18 protein-coding genes and 1 pseudogene are annotated in these 17,800 nt (G+C 62.9%); 4 read left to right on the plus strand and 15 right to left on the minus strand.

All coding sequences use genetic code 11. The features are described from left to right. The first annotated feature begins 1 nt into the window (after position 1). Entirely contained in the window at positions 2–949 is a 948-nt protein-coding gene (locus tag Q7514_RS15845; protein ID WP_330134219.1) for a hypothetical protein, read from the plus strand. 274 nt (positions 950–1,223) lie between these two features. On the opposite strand, the gene Q7514_RS15850 is transcribed toward Q7514_RS15845, so the two are convergent. Continuing rightward, the gene (locus tag Q7514_RS15850) at positions 1,224–1,715 is read right to left on the minus strand and encodes an acyltransferase (RefSeq protein WP_330134220.1); all 492 of its coding nucleotides are present in this window, start codon (positions 1,713–1,715) and stop codon (positions 1,224–1,226) included. A gap of 38 nt (positions 1,716–1,753) precedes the next feature. Then, positions 1,754–1,918: a hypothetical protein gene (locus tag Q7514_RS15855; protein WP_330134221.1), complete on the minus strand. Its 165-nt coding sequence runs from the start codon at positions 1,916–1,918 to the stop codon at positions 1,754–1,756. Between the two features lie 128 nt (positions 1,919–2,046). Here Q7514_RS15855 and Q7514_RS15860 point away from each other — a divergent pair, with 128 nt between their 5' ends. After that, positions 2,047–2,346, plus strand: a complete 300-nt coding sequence (locus Q7514_RS15860) for a hypothetical protein (RefSeq protein ID WP_330134222.1) — start codon at positions 2,047–2,049, stop codon at positions 2,344–2,346. Between the two features lie 360 nt (positions 2,347–2,706). Here Q7514_RS15860 and Q7514_RS15865 read toward each other — a convergent pair whose 3' ends face one another. Then, positions 2,707–3,123 (minus strand): tyrosine-type recombinase/integrase, encoded by a 417-nt coding sequence (locus tag Q7514_RS15865; protein WP_330134223.1) that lies wholly within the window; start codon positions 3,121–3,123, stop codon positions 2,707–2,709. Between Q7514_RS15865 and Q7514_RS15870 the strand changes: the two genes are divergently transcribed. Further along, entirely contained in the window at positions 3,013–3,285 is a 273-nt protein-coding gene (locus tag Q7514_RS15870; RefSeq protein ID WP_330134271.1) for a hypothetical protein, read from the plus strand. The two genes, Q7514_RS15865 and Q7514_RS15870, sit on opposite strands and share 111 nt — an antisense overlap. Before the next feature lie 989 nt (positions 3,286–4,274). Here Q7514_RS15870 and Q7514_RS15875 read toward each other — a convergent pair. Next, complete coding sequence (locus Q7514_RS15875; RefSeq protein ID WP_330134224.1) at positions 4,275–4,574, minus strand: hypothetical protein; 300 nt, start codon at positions 4,572–4,574, stop codon at positions 4,275–4,277. A 208-nt stretch (positions 4,575–4,782) separates the two neighbouring features. Between Q7514_RS15875 and Q7514_RS15880 the strand changes: the two genes are divergently transcribed. Continuing rightward, positions 4,783–5,598, plus strand: coding sequence for a FadR/GntR family transcriptional regulator (locus tag Q7514_RS15880; protein ID WP_330134225.1), 816 nt, complete (start codon positions 4,783–4,785; stop codon positions 5,596–5,598). Positions 5,599–6,098: 500 nt separating this feature from the next. Here the strand turns inward: Q7514_RS15880 and Q7514_RS15885 are convergent, their stop codons facing one another. The 11 genes and pseudogenes from Q7514_RS15885 to Q7514_RS15930 all read right to left on the minus strand — a co-directional run bounded on the left by Q7514_RS15885 (position 6,099) and on the right by Q7514_RS15930 (position 17,799). Beyond that, on the minus strand, positions 6,099–7,712 hold the full coding sequence (locus tag Q7514_RS15885; RefSeq protein WP_330134226.1) for a class I adenylate-forming enzyme family protein: 1,614 nt from the start codon (positions 7,710–7,712) through the stop codon (positions 6,099–6,101). 65 nt (positions 7,713–7,777) lie between these two features. Then, complete coding sequence (locus Q7514_RS15890) at positions 7,778–8,530, minus strand: CoA-transferase subunit beta (RefSeq protein ID WP_330134227.1); 753 nt, start codon at positions 8,528–8,530, stop codon at positions 7,778–7,780. Next, on the minus strand, positions 8,527–9,396 hold the full coding sequence (locus Q7514_RS15895; protein WP_330134228.1) for a CoA transferase subunit A: 870 nt from the start codon (positions 9,394–9,396) through the stop codon (positions 8,527–8,529). Before Q7514_RS15895 ends, Q7514_RS15890 begins: the two co-directional genes overlap by 4 nt. Next, on the minus strand, positions 9,393–10,235 hold the full coding sequence (locus Q7514_RS15900) for an enoyl-CoA hydratase/isomerase family protein (RefSeq protein ID WP_330134229.1): 843 nt from the start codon (positions 10,233–10,235) through the stop codon (positions 9,393–9,395). The genes Q7514_RS15895 and Q7514_RS15900 overlap by 4 nt, the downstream gene beginning before the upstream one ends. Before the next feature lie 45 nt (positions 10,236–10,280). Beyond that, positions 10,281–11,639, minus strand: coding sequence for an MFS transporter (locus tag Q7514_RS15905; RefSeq protein ID WP_330134230.1), 1,359 nt, complete (start codon positions 11,637–11,639; stop codon positions 10,281–10,283). A 356-nt stretch (positions 11,640–11,995) separates the two neighbouring features. Continuing rightward, positions 11,996–12,826, minus strand: a complete 831-nt coding sequence (locus tag Q7514_RS15910) for a crotonase/enoyl-CoA hydratase family protein (protein WP_330134231.1) — start codon at positions 12,824–12,826, stop codon at positions 11,996–11,998. 38 nt (positions 12,827–12,864) lie between these two features. Beyond that, positions 12,865–13,767, minus strand: coding sequence for an SMP-30/gluconolactonase/LRE family protein (locus tag Q7514_RS15915; RefSeq protein ID WP_330134232.1), 903 nt, complete (start codon positions 13,765–13,767; stop codon positions 12,865–12,867). A gap of 13 nt (positions 13,768–13,780) precedes the next feature. Further along, a complete protein-coding gene (locus Q7514_RS33205; protein ID WP_408016107.1) occupies positions 13,781–14,788 on the minus strand; it encodes an acyl-CoA dehydrogenase family protein in 1,008 nt (335 codons plus the stop codon). A 57-nt stretch (positions 14,789–14,845) separates the two neighbouring features. Beyond that, positions 14,846–15,979: pseudogene (locus tag Q7514_RS33210) on the minus strand (acyl-CoA dehydrogenase family protein); the annotation flags it as partial. Between the two features lie 44 nt (positions 15,980–16,023). Next, positions 16,024–16,992 carry an NAD-dependent epimerase/dehydratase family protein gene (locus Q7514_RS15925; RefSeq protein WP_330134234.1) on the minus strand — a complete coding sequence of 323 codons (969 nt, stop codon included), beginning with the start codon at positions 16,990–16,992 and terminating at the stop codon, positions 16,024–16,026. Between the two features lie 36 nt (positions 16,993–17,028). Beyond that, positions 17,029–17,799, minus strand: coding sequence for an SDR family NAD(P)-dependent oxidoreductase (locus tag Q7514_RS15930; RefSeq protein ID WP_330134235.1), 771 nt, complete (start codon positions 17,797–17,799; stop codon positions 17,029–17,031). Position 17,800: the final 1 nt, after the last annotated feature.

Below are 17,800 nucleotides of genomic sequence, written 5' to 3' on the forward strand. Positions count from 1 at the left end.
CATGGCGTGGCCTGATGAAACCTCGGTAGCGACCGGAACGACCTCGGGTGGTGTCGCGTGGCGCAGTGCCCGCGTGTACCCGAACGGCACCAGCGACCGCGCAACGGTGTGCGCACCCGTAGCCCTCGAAGACGGGGCAGACGTGAAGCTGGTCATTGCCACGCACGGCACGAACGGCAGTGACGCGACGATGGACTCGGGCAACGGCAAGACCGTCCGCGATGCTCTGCTCGACGCCGGGTACGTCGTGGTCGCGGGGCAGCTCGGCGAGAACACGTGGGGCAACGCGGAGGCCATGACGCACATGGCGAACCTGTACGAGTGGTGCGCCGACCTGTGGAATGTCACCGACACGATGTTCTTCGGCCAGTCGCAAGGTGGCGGTGTGGTCATGGTCGCCACCCGCCGGAAGATCATCCCCACTCTTCGTGCCGTCGCCGCCGTCGCCCCGGCACTCAACTTCCAGTGGGTGTCCGACTCCGGCAGCTCATCGGCAGACATCCGGGCCGCGTACGGGGCGAACGCCTCGACGTTCGCGGCCCAGTCTGCGGACTACGCGCCGTTCGTCGGCACGATGAACGACTACGCCACGATGCACTTCAAGTTCTGGGCGTCACCCGACGACACCACCACGCCGAAGACCGAGCACGCCGACCAGTTCAAGGCACGCGGCCTGGACTATCGCAGCGCATCGACACAGGTAATGACGGTGACCGGAACGCACCTGAGTCCCGACCACTACCGGCCGAACGAGGTCGTCGACTTCTACGCGCACGCGCTCGCGGTCGGCAACGTCGAGCAGGAACACCCGGTCGCGGCATCCGGTGCCCGCGTTCGCCAAGGCGGTGCCTGGGTGGATGCTGCGGTCAAGGTCCGCCAAGGCGGCGCCTGGGTCGATGCGGCCCTGCAGGTGCGGCAAGGCGGCGAATGGGCCCCGACGTCGAACTAGTCGAACACGATCCCCAGCACCGCAGTATCCAGACCGGACACCACCGAACTGGAATGGGCAAGGTCCCGGCATTCGCACATCACCGGATCGTCGAACGCATTGAGACTGTGGCTGGTGCACTCCGGCCTGAGAAGAGGTTTCCCCAGCGCGACGCGGATCCGGTTCCCCCACACAGAGGCCGCGATCCCCTCGCGGGGGTGGCCGCACTTCTCGCAGTTCGAAGCGTCGATATGCGAGTGGCGAGCAGGCGGAGCGTCCCGGGTGGATCGTTGCGTCACGGTTCCAAGTCTCGCTTACGTATTGCAGGGACACCGGCATAGAGCCCGTTCGGCTCGCAATCCTTCGTCACGACCGCACCGGGCGCAACGACGCAGCCGGCCCCGATCGTGACACCGGGGTTGACGAGGACCCCAGCTCCGAGCCACGAACCATCAGCGATGGTGACCGGCTGGAATCGAGTCGGGTCTGATGCACGCTTCGCGCCGGGTCCGATGTCGTGGGTGCCGGTCATGATGACCACTCGCGGACCGAACGACACGTTGTTGCCGATCGTGATGCCGCCGGTGGGGTGGAGGGAGCATCCGGTGTTGAGGAATGTTCCGTCGCCGATGGTCAGCCCGGAGATGTCGCCGCCGATCGTGGTGCCGTGCATGATCCGTGCGCGTCCGATCTTCGCTCCTGCGCTGCGCAGGAGCGAGAGCCGGAGTTTCGGATGCAGAAGTGCTGATGCGGCGGGTCCGTTGGCGAGCCAACCTCTGAGCGTCATGCAGGGAATTCTGCACCACAGATTCAGGCGGCGCCTGTTCAGTTGCCGAGCAGCTGCTCGTACACCTCAGGGTGCCGTTCTTTGTAGGTGCCGTGTTCGTGGTTGTACATGAACACTCCTGCGAGGGCTATAGCTGAGATCAAGTAGACGATTCCGACTGTCCACAACCAGGGTGCGGTGATCCTGTCCTCGTGTTCGTACATAGGCCGGGATTCTCCCGTAGGTCGTTCCGGGTCGCATCTTGGACGTACTGACCACCCGCCCATAACGCCTCCCGCGATGCCGTTACGAACCACCCACAACCCAGCCCCAACCCAGGGGAGGTGTCGCCATGTGGCGACTGATCGAGACCGCAGCGATCGCCGCGGTCGTAGTAGCAACAGGAAGGTGGACCATCGTGTCGAACCAGGACAAGATCAATGCCATCGCGGACCAGCTCGACAAGGCCCGCACCGAAATCGTCGGCGGTATCGCTGACCTGAAGGCTCAGGTCGAGGCAGGGGAAAACCTGGACTTCTCGCGTCTGGAGGCCGGCGCCCAGGCCCTCGACGATCTGCACGAGGATGCTGTGCCCGAGCCCGAGACCCCCGAGGTTCCCGTCGAGGACGTCGAACCCGACCAGCCTGCCTGACCTACACACGACTACGGCCCCACCCTCTTCACGAGGGTGGGGCCGCTTTTGTCGTTGGGGCGTGGGCGATGCTTCCCGGACCGAAGCCCCACCGCCCACGCGAGGAGACGTTACCTCGAGTCGAACAGACGTGCGACGATGACTGAGTAGTGAGCGGAATCGGCGCCAAGGGGCAAAGTTGTCACACGGTTGTCACAACGTGCGCACCGCGGGGCCCCGGATCGCCTCGTGTCGAATCGGATCGATGCAGGTAAGCGCGTCGTGCCGCGCATCGAATCGTCCAGAATCGCTTGAGGATTCGCCTTGTAAGCGAGCGGTCGTCAGTTCAATCCTGACAGGGGGCTCCATCATTCCAGCGGCTTAGGCGCTGGTCAGGGGCCGATTCCGGAGACGGGGTCGGCCCCTTTCGTCGTATCTGGACCCCGAATGGACGCGAACGCCTCCAGCGCGTCCGCCACATCGTCGAGATCGTCCTCGAACAGGGGCCGCGTAGGTGTCGAGGGTCATCGCCGCAGACTCGTGGCCCAGGGACCGTTGGATGGCCTTCACGTTCGCTCCGGCGGAGACCATCAGGGACGCGGCCGTGTGGCGCAGGTCGTGAACCGTGACGCGGGGGAACTCGCCCCGGAGCTGGCATCGCCGGACCGCCCCTGATAGCCACGAGTCGTGCGCGGAGGGTGGCCCGAGGAAGCCGCCGGTCCTGGACGGCCACAGCAGGTCGTCGCGTCCCTTGCCCTCACACTGGCGCGCCAGCGCTTCGGCGACGAACCCGGGCATGACGACCTCGCGGGACTTGTGGCCCTCGAGCGTGCCAACCCACGGATACGCGTTCCGCCGCTCGTCGGTGAACTTCTCGATCCGGTCGAAGAACTCGTAGACGATGTAGGTAGCGAAGGAGTTTTCCGCCTGGGAAAGGGAACAGGGGGCTCCAGTGAATAAGCTCTGGCCAGTCGAAACGGTGGTCAGGTCCTGCCTTTCTGCTATCCAGACCCCCGTGACGCACTGCGCCTCAACGCATTCGTGAGGCGGGCGTTTTCGACCGAGGTGGTGTGAGTTACGAGTTCACGAGTTGGCTGGCTCGTTGGAAGGTGACGTCGAGGATCGCGCCGATGTCGCAGACAGGGATGCCCTGTTCGGCCAGGTCGTGGGCGAGCGCTTTGGCTTCAGCAAGGGCGTGAGCTCGAGGCGTGAAGCCTCGGCACGGTGGCTGCGGACGGCGCCCGAGACGTCCCTACGGGCACGGGAACGCTCTGCGGTGGGGGATTCGGCTGGTCGCTGTGCACGAGACCAGAGGCGACCGGTCTGCTCCGACGCCTCTGTGCGAGGAAACGCGCTCACCAGGAGGTTTTGGGGGAGACGGTGCGATAATGTCATTTTTCGTCGGTCACCTCGCACAAACCATGAGTGACAAACCCCCCAGACACGAAAGTACCTACGATTTGCCCGTTTTACCCTAATTGTTGGGGCGTGCTCCTGTAGTCGAATGCACCCATCGACCCTGTGCAGGACTCGCCCGTAAAAAAGCCTCCACCTGCCATTATGACAGAGAACTCCGTACTGCACTCCCGTCTTCCGCTGAGCCGCACGAGAATGTCAGCTGAGAGCGACGCCGGAATGGCTGAGACTTCCCGCCGGGATGTCAGTGCGGCGAGCTGGACTTTTCCCATCCCCTGTCAGGCGACATCGATGTCAGTGGACGCGACGGTGGTGGCCGGCGTTTCCCTGGATGGTGGCAACAAGGGAAGTCGCTCGGACAGAACGTCCGGTGGCTGAATTGGCTCAGGGTTGTCCGAGGTCGAGGTTGAGAGCCACGATGTGGCGGATCCATCCGTCGCGCCATGGGTGCCGAGCCGGAATGCGCACTCCACAGGCCGGGGCTGTCCGATGCAGTCTGCTAGTCCTCCTGATCACGGTCGGCGAACAACCGATCAGCGGGTACCGTGCGTCTTTCCTGGAAGACGACGGCAGCCTGCAGCAGGGGCCGCCCCGACGGTGGGATCACCCCACACTCCCAGGTCGGCCGGGTGGTCGACATCGGGGGTACCGGGGAAGATCGCCGTGTCCCCGGTGGCGGTACGCCGCGGCAGAAAAGTCAACTCGCGGTAGGTGGCGCCGGTGAACAACACGGTGGCCAGCGCGGCGGCGTCCGCCGGGTTGGCGACGCAGCCCCGGATCCGGGCAATCACCTGTTGGGTGATCGGGGCGGTGCTCAGGCCCACACCGACCATGTGGTTCAGATTTGGTGGCAACGCCAGGTTCAGACCGTGCCGATCGAACGCGGCTTGGGCGCCGCGGAGCCGAGAGGTAAGAGGGATACAATATGGTGGGTTTGTGTAGTACATGGTCCATACCACCGGGAAAGATCAGATCTCTGGCTCGGCGATTCCCGCAAGTTCGACCGTTGGCCGGTAAGAGGGACGCTAGAAGGGATTTCGGATGGGGCACTCAACCGTAGAGTTCGAGCAACCAGGCGACGACCAGATCGCCGACACTTTCCCGGTCCCGCAAAACGATTTCGAGCAACTTCGGCGACCGAGAACCCTGAAGATGTCCGAACAGGTCGCACGGCAGACCGTGGACTACATTATCGCAAACGGCCTCAAGCCCGGGACTCGTCTCCCGATCGAATCCGAGCTGGGCAAACTACTCGGGATCGGCCGGAATACCCTACGTGAAGCGTTGCGTTTGCTGGAGGCGTGGGGAGTGATAGAGATCCGTCAGGGGCGCAATGGAGGAGCCGTTGTTCGCCAGCCGGAGCCCGTGGACCTTCGCGGACCGTTGACGGTGCAGCTCCTTTTCGGCGGAGCCGCACTGGAGGACATCCTCGAGATCCGCCTTATGCTCGAACCGGAGACCGCTTATCTTGCGGCACAGAAGATGCCCGAAGCGAAGGCGATCGAACTCGAGAACGCGATCGAGCGAATGCGATCCGTCTCCAGCGGTACTCATGACGCCTTCATTCGAGAAAACAAGAACTTCCATGCGGTCATTGCCGAACACGCCGGAAACATCATTGCAAGGTCAGTCATCGAATCGATCGAGGCAGTATTCGACGGCACCGCGCAGGGTATCGGGTACGACGATAACCGACGAGAATTGGTCTCAAACGCGCACGCGCGGATCGCTGAAGCTATTCGGCAAAAAGACCCGGAGAGGGCTCGCGAGGAGATGCGACTTCATCTCCAGGAAGTCGACGAGTACTGGGCCGAGCACCGTGGTCTGATGACCGACCGAGTCGCTTGGCCGCAGTGACCTACTGGTCAGGATTGACCAGGATGCCGCGGCATTCCCCTTGCTGTTGGTGTCTTGGAGGCCGCCCGATACTTACCACACCGCAGGTATAGAGCGAGGGACCGCGACCTCAACTTCTACGAGACCCGGGACAGCCTCGACGGTTGCAGACACGAGTTCGTGTAGCCGTGCAAGGTGAAGTGATTCTCCTCCAGCGAGGAGCCTGCCGATTCCGGAGTCTTCCGCCGGAGCAGTCAATGGACATGGGAGCGCTTCTGTAGGAGGGCTGTTTTCCTCGACGGCTAGAACTCGCGGGACAAGCGTGCAGGTTGTGTCCAATATTTCTTTCCAGTCTCGCCGCGATTCGGCGGAGTGGACGATGGCCACGTCGCAGCCACCGAGAATAAGTGTCAGTGCCGAGGCGTTCTGTAGCCGCCGCAGATTGACAAGGGTGTAGTCGGCGTCGGAGGACAGTGCCGCCAGAAGAACCTCGTCCGAAGTCGATAGCAACGCAACGCGCGTCATGACTTGTTCGACGTGACGGCATGGAATCGGGCTTTTGCGATACTCCGAGAGATCTTGCCTGTCTGGGTTGTGGGCAGCTCGTCTACGACCACGACATGTTTAGGAATCTTGTAGCTTGCGACCTTGCCCTTGCACCATCGCCGCAGCGATTCTTCGTCCACATCGGCTTCGAGTTCCGGTACGACCACAGCCACCAGTGCCTGACCGTACTTTGCGTCATCGATCCCGTAGGCCAGCGCGCTGACGACGGACGGGTTCGTGCAGAGGAACTCTTCGACCTCGACGGGAGAGACGTTGATTCCGCGAGTCTTAATCATGTCGGTTGCCCGACCGACGTATGTCAACCAGCCGCGTTCGTTCACAAAGCCGAGGTCGCCGGTAGCAAAGTAACCCGACTCATCTGCGATGGGTCGGATGCTTCCGTCGGGTTGGATGTATCCCGCAGCGACGCGGCCGGCAGCGCAGATCTCGCCGATTTCCCCGGCCGACAGCTCATCTCTCGTGTCCGGATCGACGATCTTGATCGTGACGCCGACAAGCGGAGGGCCGTTGGTGGTGAGTCGGTCCTCGACCGGTGCATCATGCGGTGTGACGGTTGCGTTGGCGTAGAGCTCCGAGCTGCCGTAGACATTGCAGATCTGTTCTGCCCTGAGTTCGTTAATTGCCAGTTGCACCTCGGCCGGCGATCCGACAGTGATCCCCTTACACAACGTGGACACTCGATCTGCCGTGAAGTCCGAATGGTCCAGTATGGCCCGGGTCATGTTGGGCATCGTGTACAGCCCTGTACAACGATGCGTCTCGAACAGGTCGAGAGCAGCACCCGGTTCGAACTTGGGCAAGGTCACGAGCGTGGAACGGTGCGTCAAGGCAGCCATCATTCCGTTCGGTCCCCCCATGGCCCAGAAGAAGGGCATCGGGACGAACAGCCGATCGGAGTCCGATAGTCCCAGACGGTCGCCGATGGCAGTCGCGTTGACGATGATGTCCTCGTTGACGAGAGCGACGCCTTTCGGTGCCGATGTCGAGCCGGAGCTGAAGAGAATGAGGCCAATGTCGCTCGGGCGTGCCTGCGGCCCTGAGGAATACGGCTTCCGCGTGCGCAACGTGTTGTACGGCGTGGTTCCGGGCACGGTGCGCGGGCCCACTGCGACAATACGGCGCAGCGATGGGCAGTTCGCAAAGCGCGGCTCGTCACCGGAACCGAGTTCCGGGAGCACCGAATGCAGGATATCGACCACCTCACCGCCGCGTACGGTGGTGGACACGAACAGCATCTCTGGTTGAGCGCTGGCAAGCAGGCGCTCGAGGTCCCACTGTTCGACCCACGTGCTCAACGCGACCAGGCGAGCACCGACCACGGAGATGCCGACCGCAATCTCGAGCCATTCGACGCTATTCTCGACGAGCACAGCCACCGGACTGTCCGGACCGATGTTCTCGCTCGTGAGATACGTTGCGATCTCCTGGGCTCGTGCCCAGATTTCGCCGTAGGTGGCCTGCCGCTCGAGCGTGATCAGTGCTGGATCGTTCGGGTGGTCGGCGGCGAGGTCGCACATGAGGTGTCCGAGGGACGGAGCGGTCCCCTCATGGCGGTGGTGCGTGCTCATCGTTGGTTCCTTCGAAATGCATCTCGTGGATACGTGGTGCGGTTGGTATTCGATCAGGGCCCGGGTTATGGCACTTCGCTATATCGGAGGTTATCCGGATCGATCTGCTCGATCAGTGCCATTTCCGCGGCGGTCGGTGTTCGTGTTTCAGGCACTTCGCCGGTGACTCCGAGGGGAAAGCCGGTGCTCGCGTGGACGTCCTCGACGTCGACGCCCGGATGCACGGACACCAGACGCATAGAACGGGTGGAGGTGTCGAAATCGAGCACCGCGAGGTTCGTGATGACCCTGCGTACCTCGTGGAACTTCTGTGCGGCGGACCCGGCTGTCTCCGCGCTGTCGTATCCCACGCCGCACACGACATCGACTCGGGAAGGAAAGCTGCGGGCAAGGTGTTTGGGTACCCAGTAACTGGTCGTGTTGTTGACAGTGTTTCCGGGAGCTCCGCACACCCCGACGAGCTGCCGGGTCGGCTTGGCGTAGTCGCCGATCGCGGACAAATTCGCGTTGCCGTACCGGTCGACCTGAGCCGGCATCATCATGATGTGACCTTTTCCACCCCAGGCCATTTCGAAGACCGAGCGGTATGGCAACCAGCCCTCGATGTCGCCCTCCGGCACCCGTCCTATAGGCCAGGTTCCGGTGACCAGATATGCGTCACCATCCGACAGGAGGAGGTCGGGGGCGAAGGTAGCGCGAGCCAACCGGGCAGCGATCGATGGAACGACGCCGATCGGACGTGCCACGATCTCCCCGTCTCCACGCCACGCTTCAGCGCATGCGACAACGCACACGTCTGCTCTGGTCGGAGTGTTCATCGCACTACCTTCATCCGAGCTCGTTGGGCAACTGCCTGCTGATAATCGAGCTCGGTGCCGGAAAGATAGGTCTTCGAGAAGGCTTCCCATGTGACGGGATCGAGCGACGCGGTGTGATATTCGCGCTGGAAATCCTCGTCACGGTCGTAATCGGGAACACACGAGGTGAAGTGCGCTCCATTGGGAGCTTCCACGACGCCGTTGACCATCCACCGATGGATACGTAGTCGGGTGACGTCCGTTTCCGCAGTGAGTTCGGCGGTGGGAACGACTCGTTCGCAGGAGAGGTAGGCGTTTTCTGCTGCCCGGCAGAAGAGATCGTCGAAGTACAGATCTGGCCCCAGGAATGCGGCGTTGCCTGCGGTGTCGGCACGGTGAAGATGCACCAGAGCGGCGTCGAGATTCAACGCAGGAACCGCGAGCAACTCCTCACCATCGGCGTATGGGGAGCTCACCGTACGCAATTCTGGATTGTTCACTGTCACGTCGGACCCGAGGCCTGCCCGTGCCGGAAGAAAGGGCAGCCGCACGGCTGCCGCGTACAGGCCCCAGTAGAGCATGCCCTCGTCGTACTCGGTGACCTCGATCGCAGCATTCTGTCGAGCTGTCTGGAAATGAGGTTCCAACCGGATCGTATCAAGCGAGACGAATCCGTAGACGAGACGACGGATCTTTCCGGCGGCGAGCAGAAGGCCGACATCCGGACCTCCGTAACTGACGACCGTGAGATCGCGCAAACTGGACCGTGCGATCGCCCGTACGAGTGACATCGGCTTGCGGCGCGAGCCCCATCCGCCGACACCGATGGTCATTCCGGACCGAAGCTGGGCCACGACGTCGTCGTCGGTCATCTGCTTGTCGGTCATGACGGCTCTGTTGTTTGCGTAATTTCTCGGTTCTGGGCGGAGGGGAACTGCGGGGGACGCTTCTCGCGCAGGGCCGCGACGCCTTCGACGATGTCCGGGCCCATGAATCCGAGCATTTCGTAGGCGGCTGACTGATCGAAGATCGGGCCCGCCATCCGGAGCCAGTTGGTCAGTGCCCGTTTGGTCCACCGGATCGCCGTCTGGGACCCGGCAGCCAACCTCTCAGCGACCCGCATCGCTTCGTCAACGACCTCGGCGCGGGGAACTGACTTGGTCACCAGCCCGATACGCTCGGCCTCCTCCCCCGTGAGCAGGTCGCCGGTGAGCAGGTAGTACCGGGCCTTGGCCATGCCGATCAGGAGCGGCCACAAGATGGCCGAGTGGTCCCCGGCAGCGAGACCCAGCTTGACGTGACCGTCGCCGAGGCGTGCATCTGCAGCACAGATGGAGATGTCGGCCATGAGAGCGACGACGAGGCCGGCGCCGACAGCGGCCCCGTTGATAGCTGAGATGATGGGCTTGTCGCAGTTCATCATGTTGTAGACGAGCCTGCTCATCTCGTCGAGCATGTCGGCGGCCTTGTCGTGGTTACCGATGAGTTCTTCGAGTAGTGCCAGGTCTCCGCCGGCGCTGAAAAGCTTCCCGGCGCCGGTGACGACGATGACGCGCACGTCGGCATCGGCGGCTGCATCGGTCCAGATGGAGGCCATCTCGGCATGCATCCGGCCATCTGCAGCCTTCGTGCTCTCGGACTTGCCGAGAGTCACCAGTAGCACCCCGTTGCCCTTCTTCTGCAGAGCCAGGCGCTGGTACTGGGCGAAGTCGATGGCGCGGTTCATGGTGATGGCGTTCTTTCTGACTGGGAGACGAAGTTGCAGCGAATCCTATTTCGCAGACGGGACGGTCACTTCCTCGAGTGAGCCGCTGACGGTTTCTTTCAGGGCATAGGCGGACAGTGCTCCGATGAGGCAGAGGCCCGCAAGAAGAAGTCCGAAGACCCATCCGCCGAAGGCGGAGGTGATGGCCGCGGCAACCAACGGCGGAAGTGCGCCACCAAGGATGCCACCGACACTGTAGGTGAATCCTGCTGCCGTGTAACGGTATCGGGTGTCGAACAGTTCGGAGAGGAAGGCTCCCAATGGCCCTGCGGAGACGCCGCCGATGAACATTGTCAGAGGGATCGCGATAGCGAAGACAACCTTCGATCCGGAGTCGACCAGCGGGAACAAGACCAACGACCAGACCACGCCGATACCGATGGCGGTCATGATGACTCGGCGGCGTCCGACTGTATCGGAGACCATTGCGCCTAACAGCGAGCCGCCTGCGACGGTGAGACCGCCCACGGTGGCGACGCAGAGGATGAAGGTGCGATCGAATTGCAGTGTGTTGGATCCGTAGTTGGTCATGTAGGGACCGGCGATATAGGGGAGCACGTACGCCGTGGCCATCGCGACCATGGCCGCAAACAGCAGTTGCCGGGGCTGCTTCCGGAAAGCCTCGACAAGAGGGACTTTGGCGGTGCCGTGGCGCTCGACTTCACCCTTGAACACAGGGGTTTCCTCGAGCTTGAGGCGAACCCACATGCCGATGACGACCAGACCGATGCTGGCGAGGAAGGGCACTCTCCAGCCCCAATTCATGAAAGCTTCGTCGCTCATCAACAGCGCAGTCCCGAGGAAGGTCAGGTTTGCCAGTGCGATGGCAATGCCGCCTCCGACGATGGGGAACACGGCCCAGAGGCCGCGTTTGCCGGGCGGAGCGTTCTCGGCGCCGAGCAGGACGGCACCCGCCCACTCGCCGCCGGCAGCGAGGCCCTGCATGATGCGCAGTGCCACGATCAACAGTGGGGCGAGAATGCCGATTTGGGCGGCTGTGGGCATGACACCGATCAGGAAGGTGCCGATGCCCATCATCAGCATGGTGATCGCGAGGATCTTTTTGCGGCCGAGTCGGTCTCCGAAGTGTCCGAAGATGATGCTACCCAGCGGCCTGGCGGCGAATGCGACACCAAGGGTGGCGAAGGACATCATGATGCCGGCCGCGGCGCCGAGATTCGGGAAGAAGACGTGGGGGAAGACCAGGGCGGCTGCGGTGCCGAAGATATGGAGATCGTAGAACTCGATCACCGTACCGATGAGACTTGCAGTCGCCACACGGGCCATGCTGGTTTTGCCGGCAGGTTCGTCCCCGCCGGTGGATGGCGTCGGCGACATATGGTTCGCCTCTGCTTGGTGTGCCATCTCGTTCTCCTTAGCGTTCAGGTCAGCATGCTCAGGGGCAGGATGTCTGGTTCAGGGTCGACGTCTCCGGAACGGGAAATAAGACGCTCACACCGAATACCTCGTACACGGAGGGCGGTGGGCCAGCGCGTGTGCGGAGCCGGACGCCGATGAATCGAAGTCAAAGACCAAACCTCTTAAAATAGGTTCAGAATATATATAGAGACCCTAATCGTGCCGAATGGGTGTGTCAAGGGTCACCTCGATCCCGAATTCAGGGTGGTCCTACCGCCCAAACGAGGACTGCCGGTGGTTGCCGAAGATCTTCTGGCAACCACCGGCTCAGATAGGCGTGAATCCTCGGCGACCTGCGTCTGTCAGCGTCGTCGAACACCGAGAGTGGCGACAGCGTCCCTGTGGTCATCGGTGGTGTGACACAAGGGTTGCATCGCGGCAGACAGCTCCAAGGTCGCGTCGAGGCCGATATCAGGGGCTTTCCGCAACAAGGACTTCGTCATCCGGACAGCCTCACGGGGGAGTGCGGCGATCTCCCGCGCCAGATCGTGCGCCCGGACCAGGAGGTCTTCAGGGGCAACCACGTCGCTGACGATCCCCCAGTGCTGGGCCGTCGCGGCATCGATGCGACGTCCGGTCAACGCCAGTTCCGAAGCACGAGCGTGACCGACCACTCGGGGAAGGAGCCACGCACCTCCGTCGCCGGGGACCAGTCCCAGCTTTACGAAACTCTCGGCGAAACTTGCACTGCTACTGGCGATGCGGAGATCGCACATCAAGGCAAGGTCGAACCCGGCGCCGATCGCCGGCCCGTTCACCGCGGCAATGATGGGAATATCGCACTCGACCATAGCTCGGGTGAGCCGCTGAATACCCTGCTGATATCCCCGACGTTGCTCAGGCGGCGGCGCCCCGAACATGCCTGTTCGTTCCTGCATGGCACGAACATCGCCGCCTGCCGAGAACGCTGTTCCTGCTCCGGTGAGCACGATCGCGCCGACGGTGAGATCGTTTGCGACCCGTGCGAGATGATCTACCAAAGCTGCGACGACTGCCGGATCAGAGATCGGGTTTCTCGTTTCCGGGAGATTCAGAGTCCACGTCTCGACGCCGTCCTTGTGTTCGGCGAGGACACAGGGCGTGGCGTCGTTGTCGAAAGCCTTGTCGTCGGGGTGGTTCGGGTAGGTCGTCATGTCGTCTCTTTCGAGGGTCGGTCGTGCACCGGGCGGGGTCATCGAGCGCCGCGAACTTTCACACCGAACCGGTAGACGGATTCAGTAGCGGTGACGTAGAGGGTGGTGGACCCGGGGCCGCCCCACGTGAGGTTGGTGGCGACTTCGGGAACAGGAATGACTCCGAGATGGTGACCGTCTGGATCGAAGATCCAGATTCCGCGCGGTCCTGTGACCCATACGTTTCCGTATTCATCGCAGCGCAGTCCGTCGACGTACCCTTCGTCGAGGTCGAACGTCCCGATGCCCGAGGCGAAGACCGCCTCGCCGAGAAGTGTGCCGGACTCACCCAGTTCGATCCGGACTATGTGACACCGAGTGGTATCGGCGACGTAGAGATACCGCTCATCAGGGGAGAAGCAGAGTCCGTTGCACAGATCGAACCCATCGGACACGACCTTCAGAGCGCCTGGTGAATCGAGTCGGTACACCGCACGGAAGTCCAGCGAGTGTTCCCTCTTGATTCCCGAAATGTCATTTCGGCGACCAGCAGTGTTGTCGGTGAACCAGATCGTCCCGTCGGATTTGGCCACGCAGTCACTCGGGCTGTTGAGTTCCTTGCCTCCGTAGTGAGATGCCAGGACGGTTCGGTCGCGGCCGGTGCCGTCACGGGACATCTTGACGACCTTGCTGCTGGCAGGTTCGCAGACCACCAGATCACCGTCGATGGCACAGGTCATTCCGTTGGCCTTGTTGGTGTCGGTCGCGACAACGGTGCAGCCGTCGGCCTCGGACCACCGTCCCCTCTTGCTTCCTCGGAGATCGGAGAACAGGAGACACTGGTCCTCCTCGATCCACACCGGCCCTTCGGTGAACACGAATCCCGAGGCGATCGGTGTCCCCTCGACCTCGGGTTCGATCAGGTCGAGGATCCGGGCATCGACCACCTCTACGTGAACCATCGAATTCTCCGTCTCAGATCGCGTTACCGACACCGGTGACATGCGCCCACAGCGTTCCCTGCGTCCGGGCTCTGGCTTGTCGTGCGAGTTGCTCGTCCCAGAAGGAGGCGCTTCCGAAATCCCGACGCCAGGCAAGCAAGGCGGTCGTGTAGCGATGTAGGTCGTGCTCGAAAGTGGTGCCGATCGCGCCGTGTGCCTGATGTCCTTGCCGAACAGCAATTTCCGATGCGCGTCCTGCGCTCGATTTCGCGCCTGCGACAGCTCGCCCGGCTGCATTGCCGTCCCGTAGGTCACCACTGCGGACGGCCTCGACCGCGGCCGCCACTGCGGTGGAAGCCAGTGCGGCTTCTGCTGCGGTGGAGGCCAGCAGTGCTCGGACCGCCTGGAATTTTGCCAGCGGCTTGCCGAACTGCTTGCGCTCGTTGGTGTGTGCCACCGCAGAATCGACCACCCGGCCGATGGCGCCGACCATCTGGGCCGACCGTGCGAGCGCACCCCGCAGATGCAACTCCGCGGCAAGTTCTGCGGGGATGGCAACCCAGTCCACTGCGTCGGGGGCGATGTGGAGGTCCACCGTACCGAGCGGAGATGAACGGCGGATTTTGCTCTCGATGTCGACCGCATCGACATAACCTGCGCGTACACTGCCGTCTGCCTTCTTGCCGACGACCACTATCTGCCTGAGGATCGGGCTCGGTACGGACAGGTGCGCGATGTCGTCGGATCCGACGAAGGCGAATCCGGTCGGACCCGGGCGGGTCTCGAGGTCGCTGCGTTCAACGAGCCAGCCCGCCAGCAGGTCGTGCTCTGCCAACGGCAGCCGGATGTCGTGGGCAGCGGCGGCTTCAAGCAGTACTACAGCTTCCGGCCAGCCCGCGCCGCTGCCACCGGCTTCCGGATCACCCGTCAAGCGTACGAGGCCGAGGTCGTCCAAGTGCCTCCAGACTGCCTCGATCACGCCGGGATCGTCCGCGCCGGAGTCGAGCGTGCGACCGGCCTTCGCCATGACATCAGCGATCATCTCGGCGAGGTCCGGGTCCGCGCCCACCGAACGTGCGAGTCCGATCTGGGTGTCTTCGAGCCCACGGGCGATGATGTCGCTGAGAATCTCGGTTGTACCCCCGCGGAGAGTGAATCCCGGGCGCTGCATCAAAGCCCGATCGAGGATGTCGACTACGCCGGGTGACGTCGGTCGGTCGGGACGGCGCAGTGCCGCATTGTCCGCCCATCCGACCACGTCGCCCTCGAACAGTCCGCCGAGCAACTTGACCTGAGCTGCAGCCAGCCCAGCGGGCACACCCGACTGGAGCAATTTCGAGACCTGCAACGACATCTGATGCAAGGCGCTCAGACGCGAGATGTGCCGACCTGCCTCGTGGTCGACCGCGTCGACATCCAGATCATCGAAGACCGCAGCAAGCAGGGGGTAGGGAGTGAGGAAGCGTTCCGGCCCACTGCGTTCGTACGACAATTCCTGCGTGACCTGGGCCCATCCGTTTCCGACAGAGCCGAGCACATCCTCGTCCCGAACGAACACATCGGTGAAGAACACCTCGTTGAAGTGATGTTCGCCCGACGACGACAAGATCGGCCTCACGTCGAGACCGTCGGCGGCGGTCTCGATGAGGAACTGGGTCAAACCGCCGTGCCGGCCAGCGGTCTCGACGCTTTCGGTCCGGACGAGAACAACCAGCGCTTCGGACCGGTGTGCCCCGGAGGTCCATACCTTCGATCCGTTCACGACCCACCCGCCCTCGACCCTCTCCGCCCGCGTCCGAACCGAAGCCAAGTCCGATCCGGACTCCGGCTCGGACATACCGAGACCGAAATAGCAGTCACCGGACGCTATGCGGGGGAGGTACTTGCGCTTCTGTTCTTCGGTTCCGTGAGCGAGCAGGGTGGGGGCGATCTGCCGATCGGCGATCCAGTGAGCAGCAATCGGAGCGCCTGCAGCAAGAAGCTCCTCGGTCACGGCGAAACGTTCGAGGTACGTTCGCCCATGGCCCCCGTACTCGACCGGAACCGTCATGCCGACGAACCCTCGCGATCCGAGAAGCCTGCTGAAGTCCTCGTCCCAACCCGTGACCCAACTGTCGACGGTGGGCACGAAACGACCCTCCTCACGCAAGGCCTCGACCAAGGTCCGCACCTCATGCCGGAGACTTTCGGTGTCCGGTGCGGCAGCGGCATCGACATCCTCGAACGTGGTCATGGACCACTCCTTTCAACGGGCAGACCGCCCGGTGTCCCTTCGAATCAGGATTGGGTGGACAGCTGGCTGCGCTGGAATTTGATCTGCGCGACAATGCCTTCTTCGAGACTCGTCTCAGCACGGAAGCCCAGAATCTGCTCGGATTTCTCCGGAGACATGATGTTCTGGTTGTACCGAACCCCTTCGGGGGCCGGCTCGAAGATCGGCGGTTGTCCGTCGACCCCGAGGAGTCGGTAGATGACGTCGATGACTTCTGCGACGGTGCGGCGTCCTCCCGTGCCGACGTTGAAGACCTCGCCGGTGCTGTCGGACTGCATGGCGGCGATATTGGCACGGGCCACATCACCGACATAGACCCAATCGCACACCTGGGTGCCGTCGCCGATGACCGTAGGGCGCTCACCTCGCAGCAGCGCGTCGATGACGTCGGAGATCACCAAGGACGATTTTGCTCGCCGGTGCAGACGCGGCCCGTAGACCACGCCGTAACGCAGCACGGCCGTGGACACACCCTGCGAGGCACTGTAGGCCGAGGCCAGCATCTCGCAGGCTGCCTTGGTTGCCCCGTATACAGTCGACGGACGCAGGGGTACATCCTCCCGGCACAATTCGTCACTGGGTAGCTCACCGTAGACTGCGGCCGAGCTGGATGTGACGACGCGCGGGATGCCGAGTTCGCGAGCAACGTCGACGATGTTGAAGAAGCCGTCGGCGTTGACCGTCCACATCCACTCGTTCTTGCCCGCTCCGTCGAGTGACATTACGGCCGCCAGGTTGAACACGCCGTCCATCCCGGCCAGGTGCTCGCGCAACTGCTCACGATTGCGGATGTCGCCTTCGACGAGGTCGACCTTGCCGGTGGCGAGTGCGTCGGCGAGGTTGCCGCGGTTGTCGTCGGCGAAGAAGGCGTCGAGTACACGCACCGACTCGACCTCGGGGTCGGCAACCAGATGATCGACGAGCGTCGATCCGATCATGCTGCCGCCGCCGATCACACAGAACTTTCCACGCATGGTGAAGCCTTTCGATATTGGGAGTGCCGCGATCGGCTAGCGGGCGGTATAACCGCCGTCGATGACGAGCTCGGTGCCGGTGACGAACTTCGATTCGTCGCTGGCGAGGTACAGGACACCGGCAGCAATATCTGCAGGTTCGCCGCGCCGGCCCAACGGAAGGTTGGCGAGCAGACGACGCATGTACTCGTCCGCTCCGAGCGGGTCGCTCGCGGTCGCGGCCAGGCTCAGGGAGGTTTCGATCGGCCCGGGATGAACCGAATTGAACCGGATCTTATCCGGGGCATAGCTGATCGCATCAGCCTTCGTCATCAGGCGGACCGCGCCCTTGGTGCCGTGGTAGAGCGGCAGCGACGCCCCACCGACCAAGCCCATGATCGACGAGATGTTCACGACGCTGCCACCACCGGCCGCGAGCATGTGCGGCACGGTGAACTTCGTCGCCAACCATGCACCCTTGACGGTGATCGCGTAGATCTTGTCGAAATCTTCTTCAGTGGCCTCGTGAGCGCGTGCGTGCGAACCGGTGATACCGGCCGAGTTCACCATGACGTCGATTCCGCCGAGGTATTCGGCAGCCTCACCGAACACACGCTCCATCTCCGAATACTTCGTGACGTCGACAGGCCAGAACCGCGCTTCGGCGCCCTTGTCCACAATCTCCGCAACGACCTTCGCGCCGGCTGCTTCGTCACGATCCAGGACAGCGACCCGGCCGCCTTCGAGTGCCAGACCCAGCGAGATGGCCGAACCGATTCCGCCGGCACCGCCCAGGACAACGCACTTCTTACCTTCAACCCGACCCATG

The organism is Rhodococcus artemisiae (assembly GCF_036327795.1).
In the GTDB taxonomy this organism is placed as follows: Bacteria; Actinomycetota; Actinomycetes; order Mycobacteriales; family Mycobacteriaceae; genus Rhodococcus; species Rhodococcus artemisiae.

What these genes read in the sequence shown, in the direction of transcription:
- Q7514_RS15865 (WP_330134223.1), bottom strand. Translation starts at nt 3,123, where the DNA reads ATGCCCGGGTTCGTCGCCGAAGCGCTGGCGCGCCAGTGTGAGGGCAAG.
- Q7514_RS15910 (WP_330134231.1), bottom strand. Translation starts at nt 12,826, where the DNA reads ATGACGACCTACCCGAACCACCCCGACGACAAGGCTTTCGACAACGAC.
- Q7514_RS15890 (WP_330134227.1), bottom strand. Translation starts at nt 8,530, where the DNA reads ATGAACACTCCGACCAGAGCAGACGTGTGCGTTGTCGCATGCGCTGAA.
- Q7514_RS15875 (WP_330134224.1), bottom strand. Translation starts at nt 4,574, where the DNA reads ATGGTCGGTGTGGGCCTGAGCACCGCCCCGATCACCCAACAGGTGATT.
- Q7514_RS15915 (WP_330134232.1), bottom strand. Translation starts at nt 13,767, where the DNA reads ATGGTTCACGTAGAGGTGGTCGATGCCCGGATCCTCGACCTGATCGAA.
- Q7514_RS15885 (WP_330134226.1), bottom strand. Translation starts at nt 7,712, where the DNA reads ATGAGCACGCACCACCGCCATGAGGGGACCGCTCCGTCCCTCGGACAC.
- Q7514_RS15845 (WP_330134219.1), top strand. Translation starts at nt 2, where the DNA reads ATGGCGTGGCCTGATGAAACCTCGGTAGCGACCGGAACGACCTCGGGT.
- Q7514_RS15860 (WP_330134222.1), top strand. Translation starts at nt 2,047, where the DNA reads ATGTGGCGACTGATCGAGACCGCAGCGATCGCCGCGGTCGTAGTAGCA.
- Q7514_RS15850 (WP_330134220.1), bottom strand. Translation starts at nt 1,715, where the DNA reads ATGACGCTCAGAGGTTGGCTCGCCAACGGACCCGCCGCATCAGCACTT.
- Q7514_RS15855 (WP_330134221.1), bottom strand. Translation starts at nt 1,918, where the DNA reads ATGTACGAACACGAGGACAGGATCACCGCACCCTGGTTGTGGACAGTC.
- Q7514_RS15880 (WP_330134225.1), top strand. Translation starts at nt 4,783, where the DNA reads ATGGGGCACTCAACCGTAGAGTTCGAGCAACCAGGCGACGACCAGATC.
- Q7514_RS15930 (WP_330134235.1), bottom strand. Translation starts at nt 17,799, where the DNA reads ATGGGTCGGGTTGAAGGTAAGAAGTGCGTTGTCCTGGGCGGTGCCGGC.
- Q7514_RS15925 (WP_330134234.1), bottom strand. Translation starts at nt 16,992, where the DNA reads ATGCGTGGAAAGTTCTGTGTGATCGGCGGCGGCAGCATGATCGGATCG.
- Q7514_RS15900 (WP_330134229.1), bottom strand. Translation starts at nt 10,235, where the DNA reads ATGAACCGCGCCATCGACTTCGCCCAGTACCAGCGCCTGGCTCTGCAG.
- Q7514_RS15905 (WP_330134230.1), bottom strand. Translation starts at nt 11,639, where the DNA reads ATGGCACACCAAGCAGAGGCGAACCATATGTCGCCGACGCCATCCACC.
- Q7514_RS15895 (WP_330134228.1), bottom strand. Translation starts at nt 9,396, where the DNA reads ATGACCGACAAGCAGATGACCGACGACGACGTCGTGGCCCAGCTTCGG.
- Q7514_RS33205 (WP_408016107.1), bottom strand. Translation starts at nt 14,788, where the DNA reads ATGATCGCTGATGTCATGGCGAAGGCCGGTCGCACGCTCGACTCCGGC.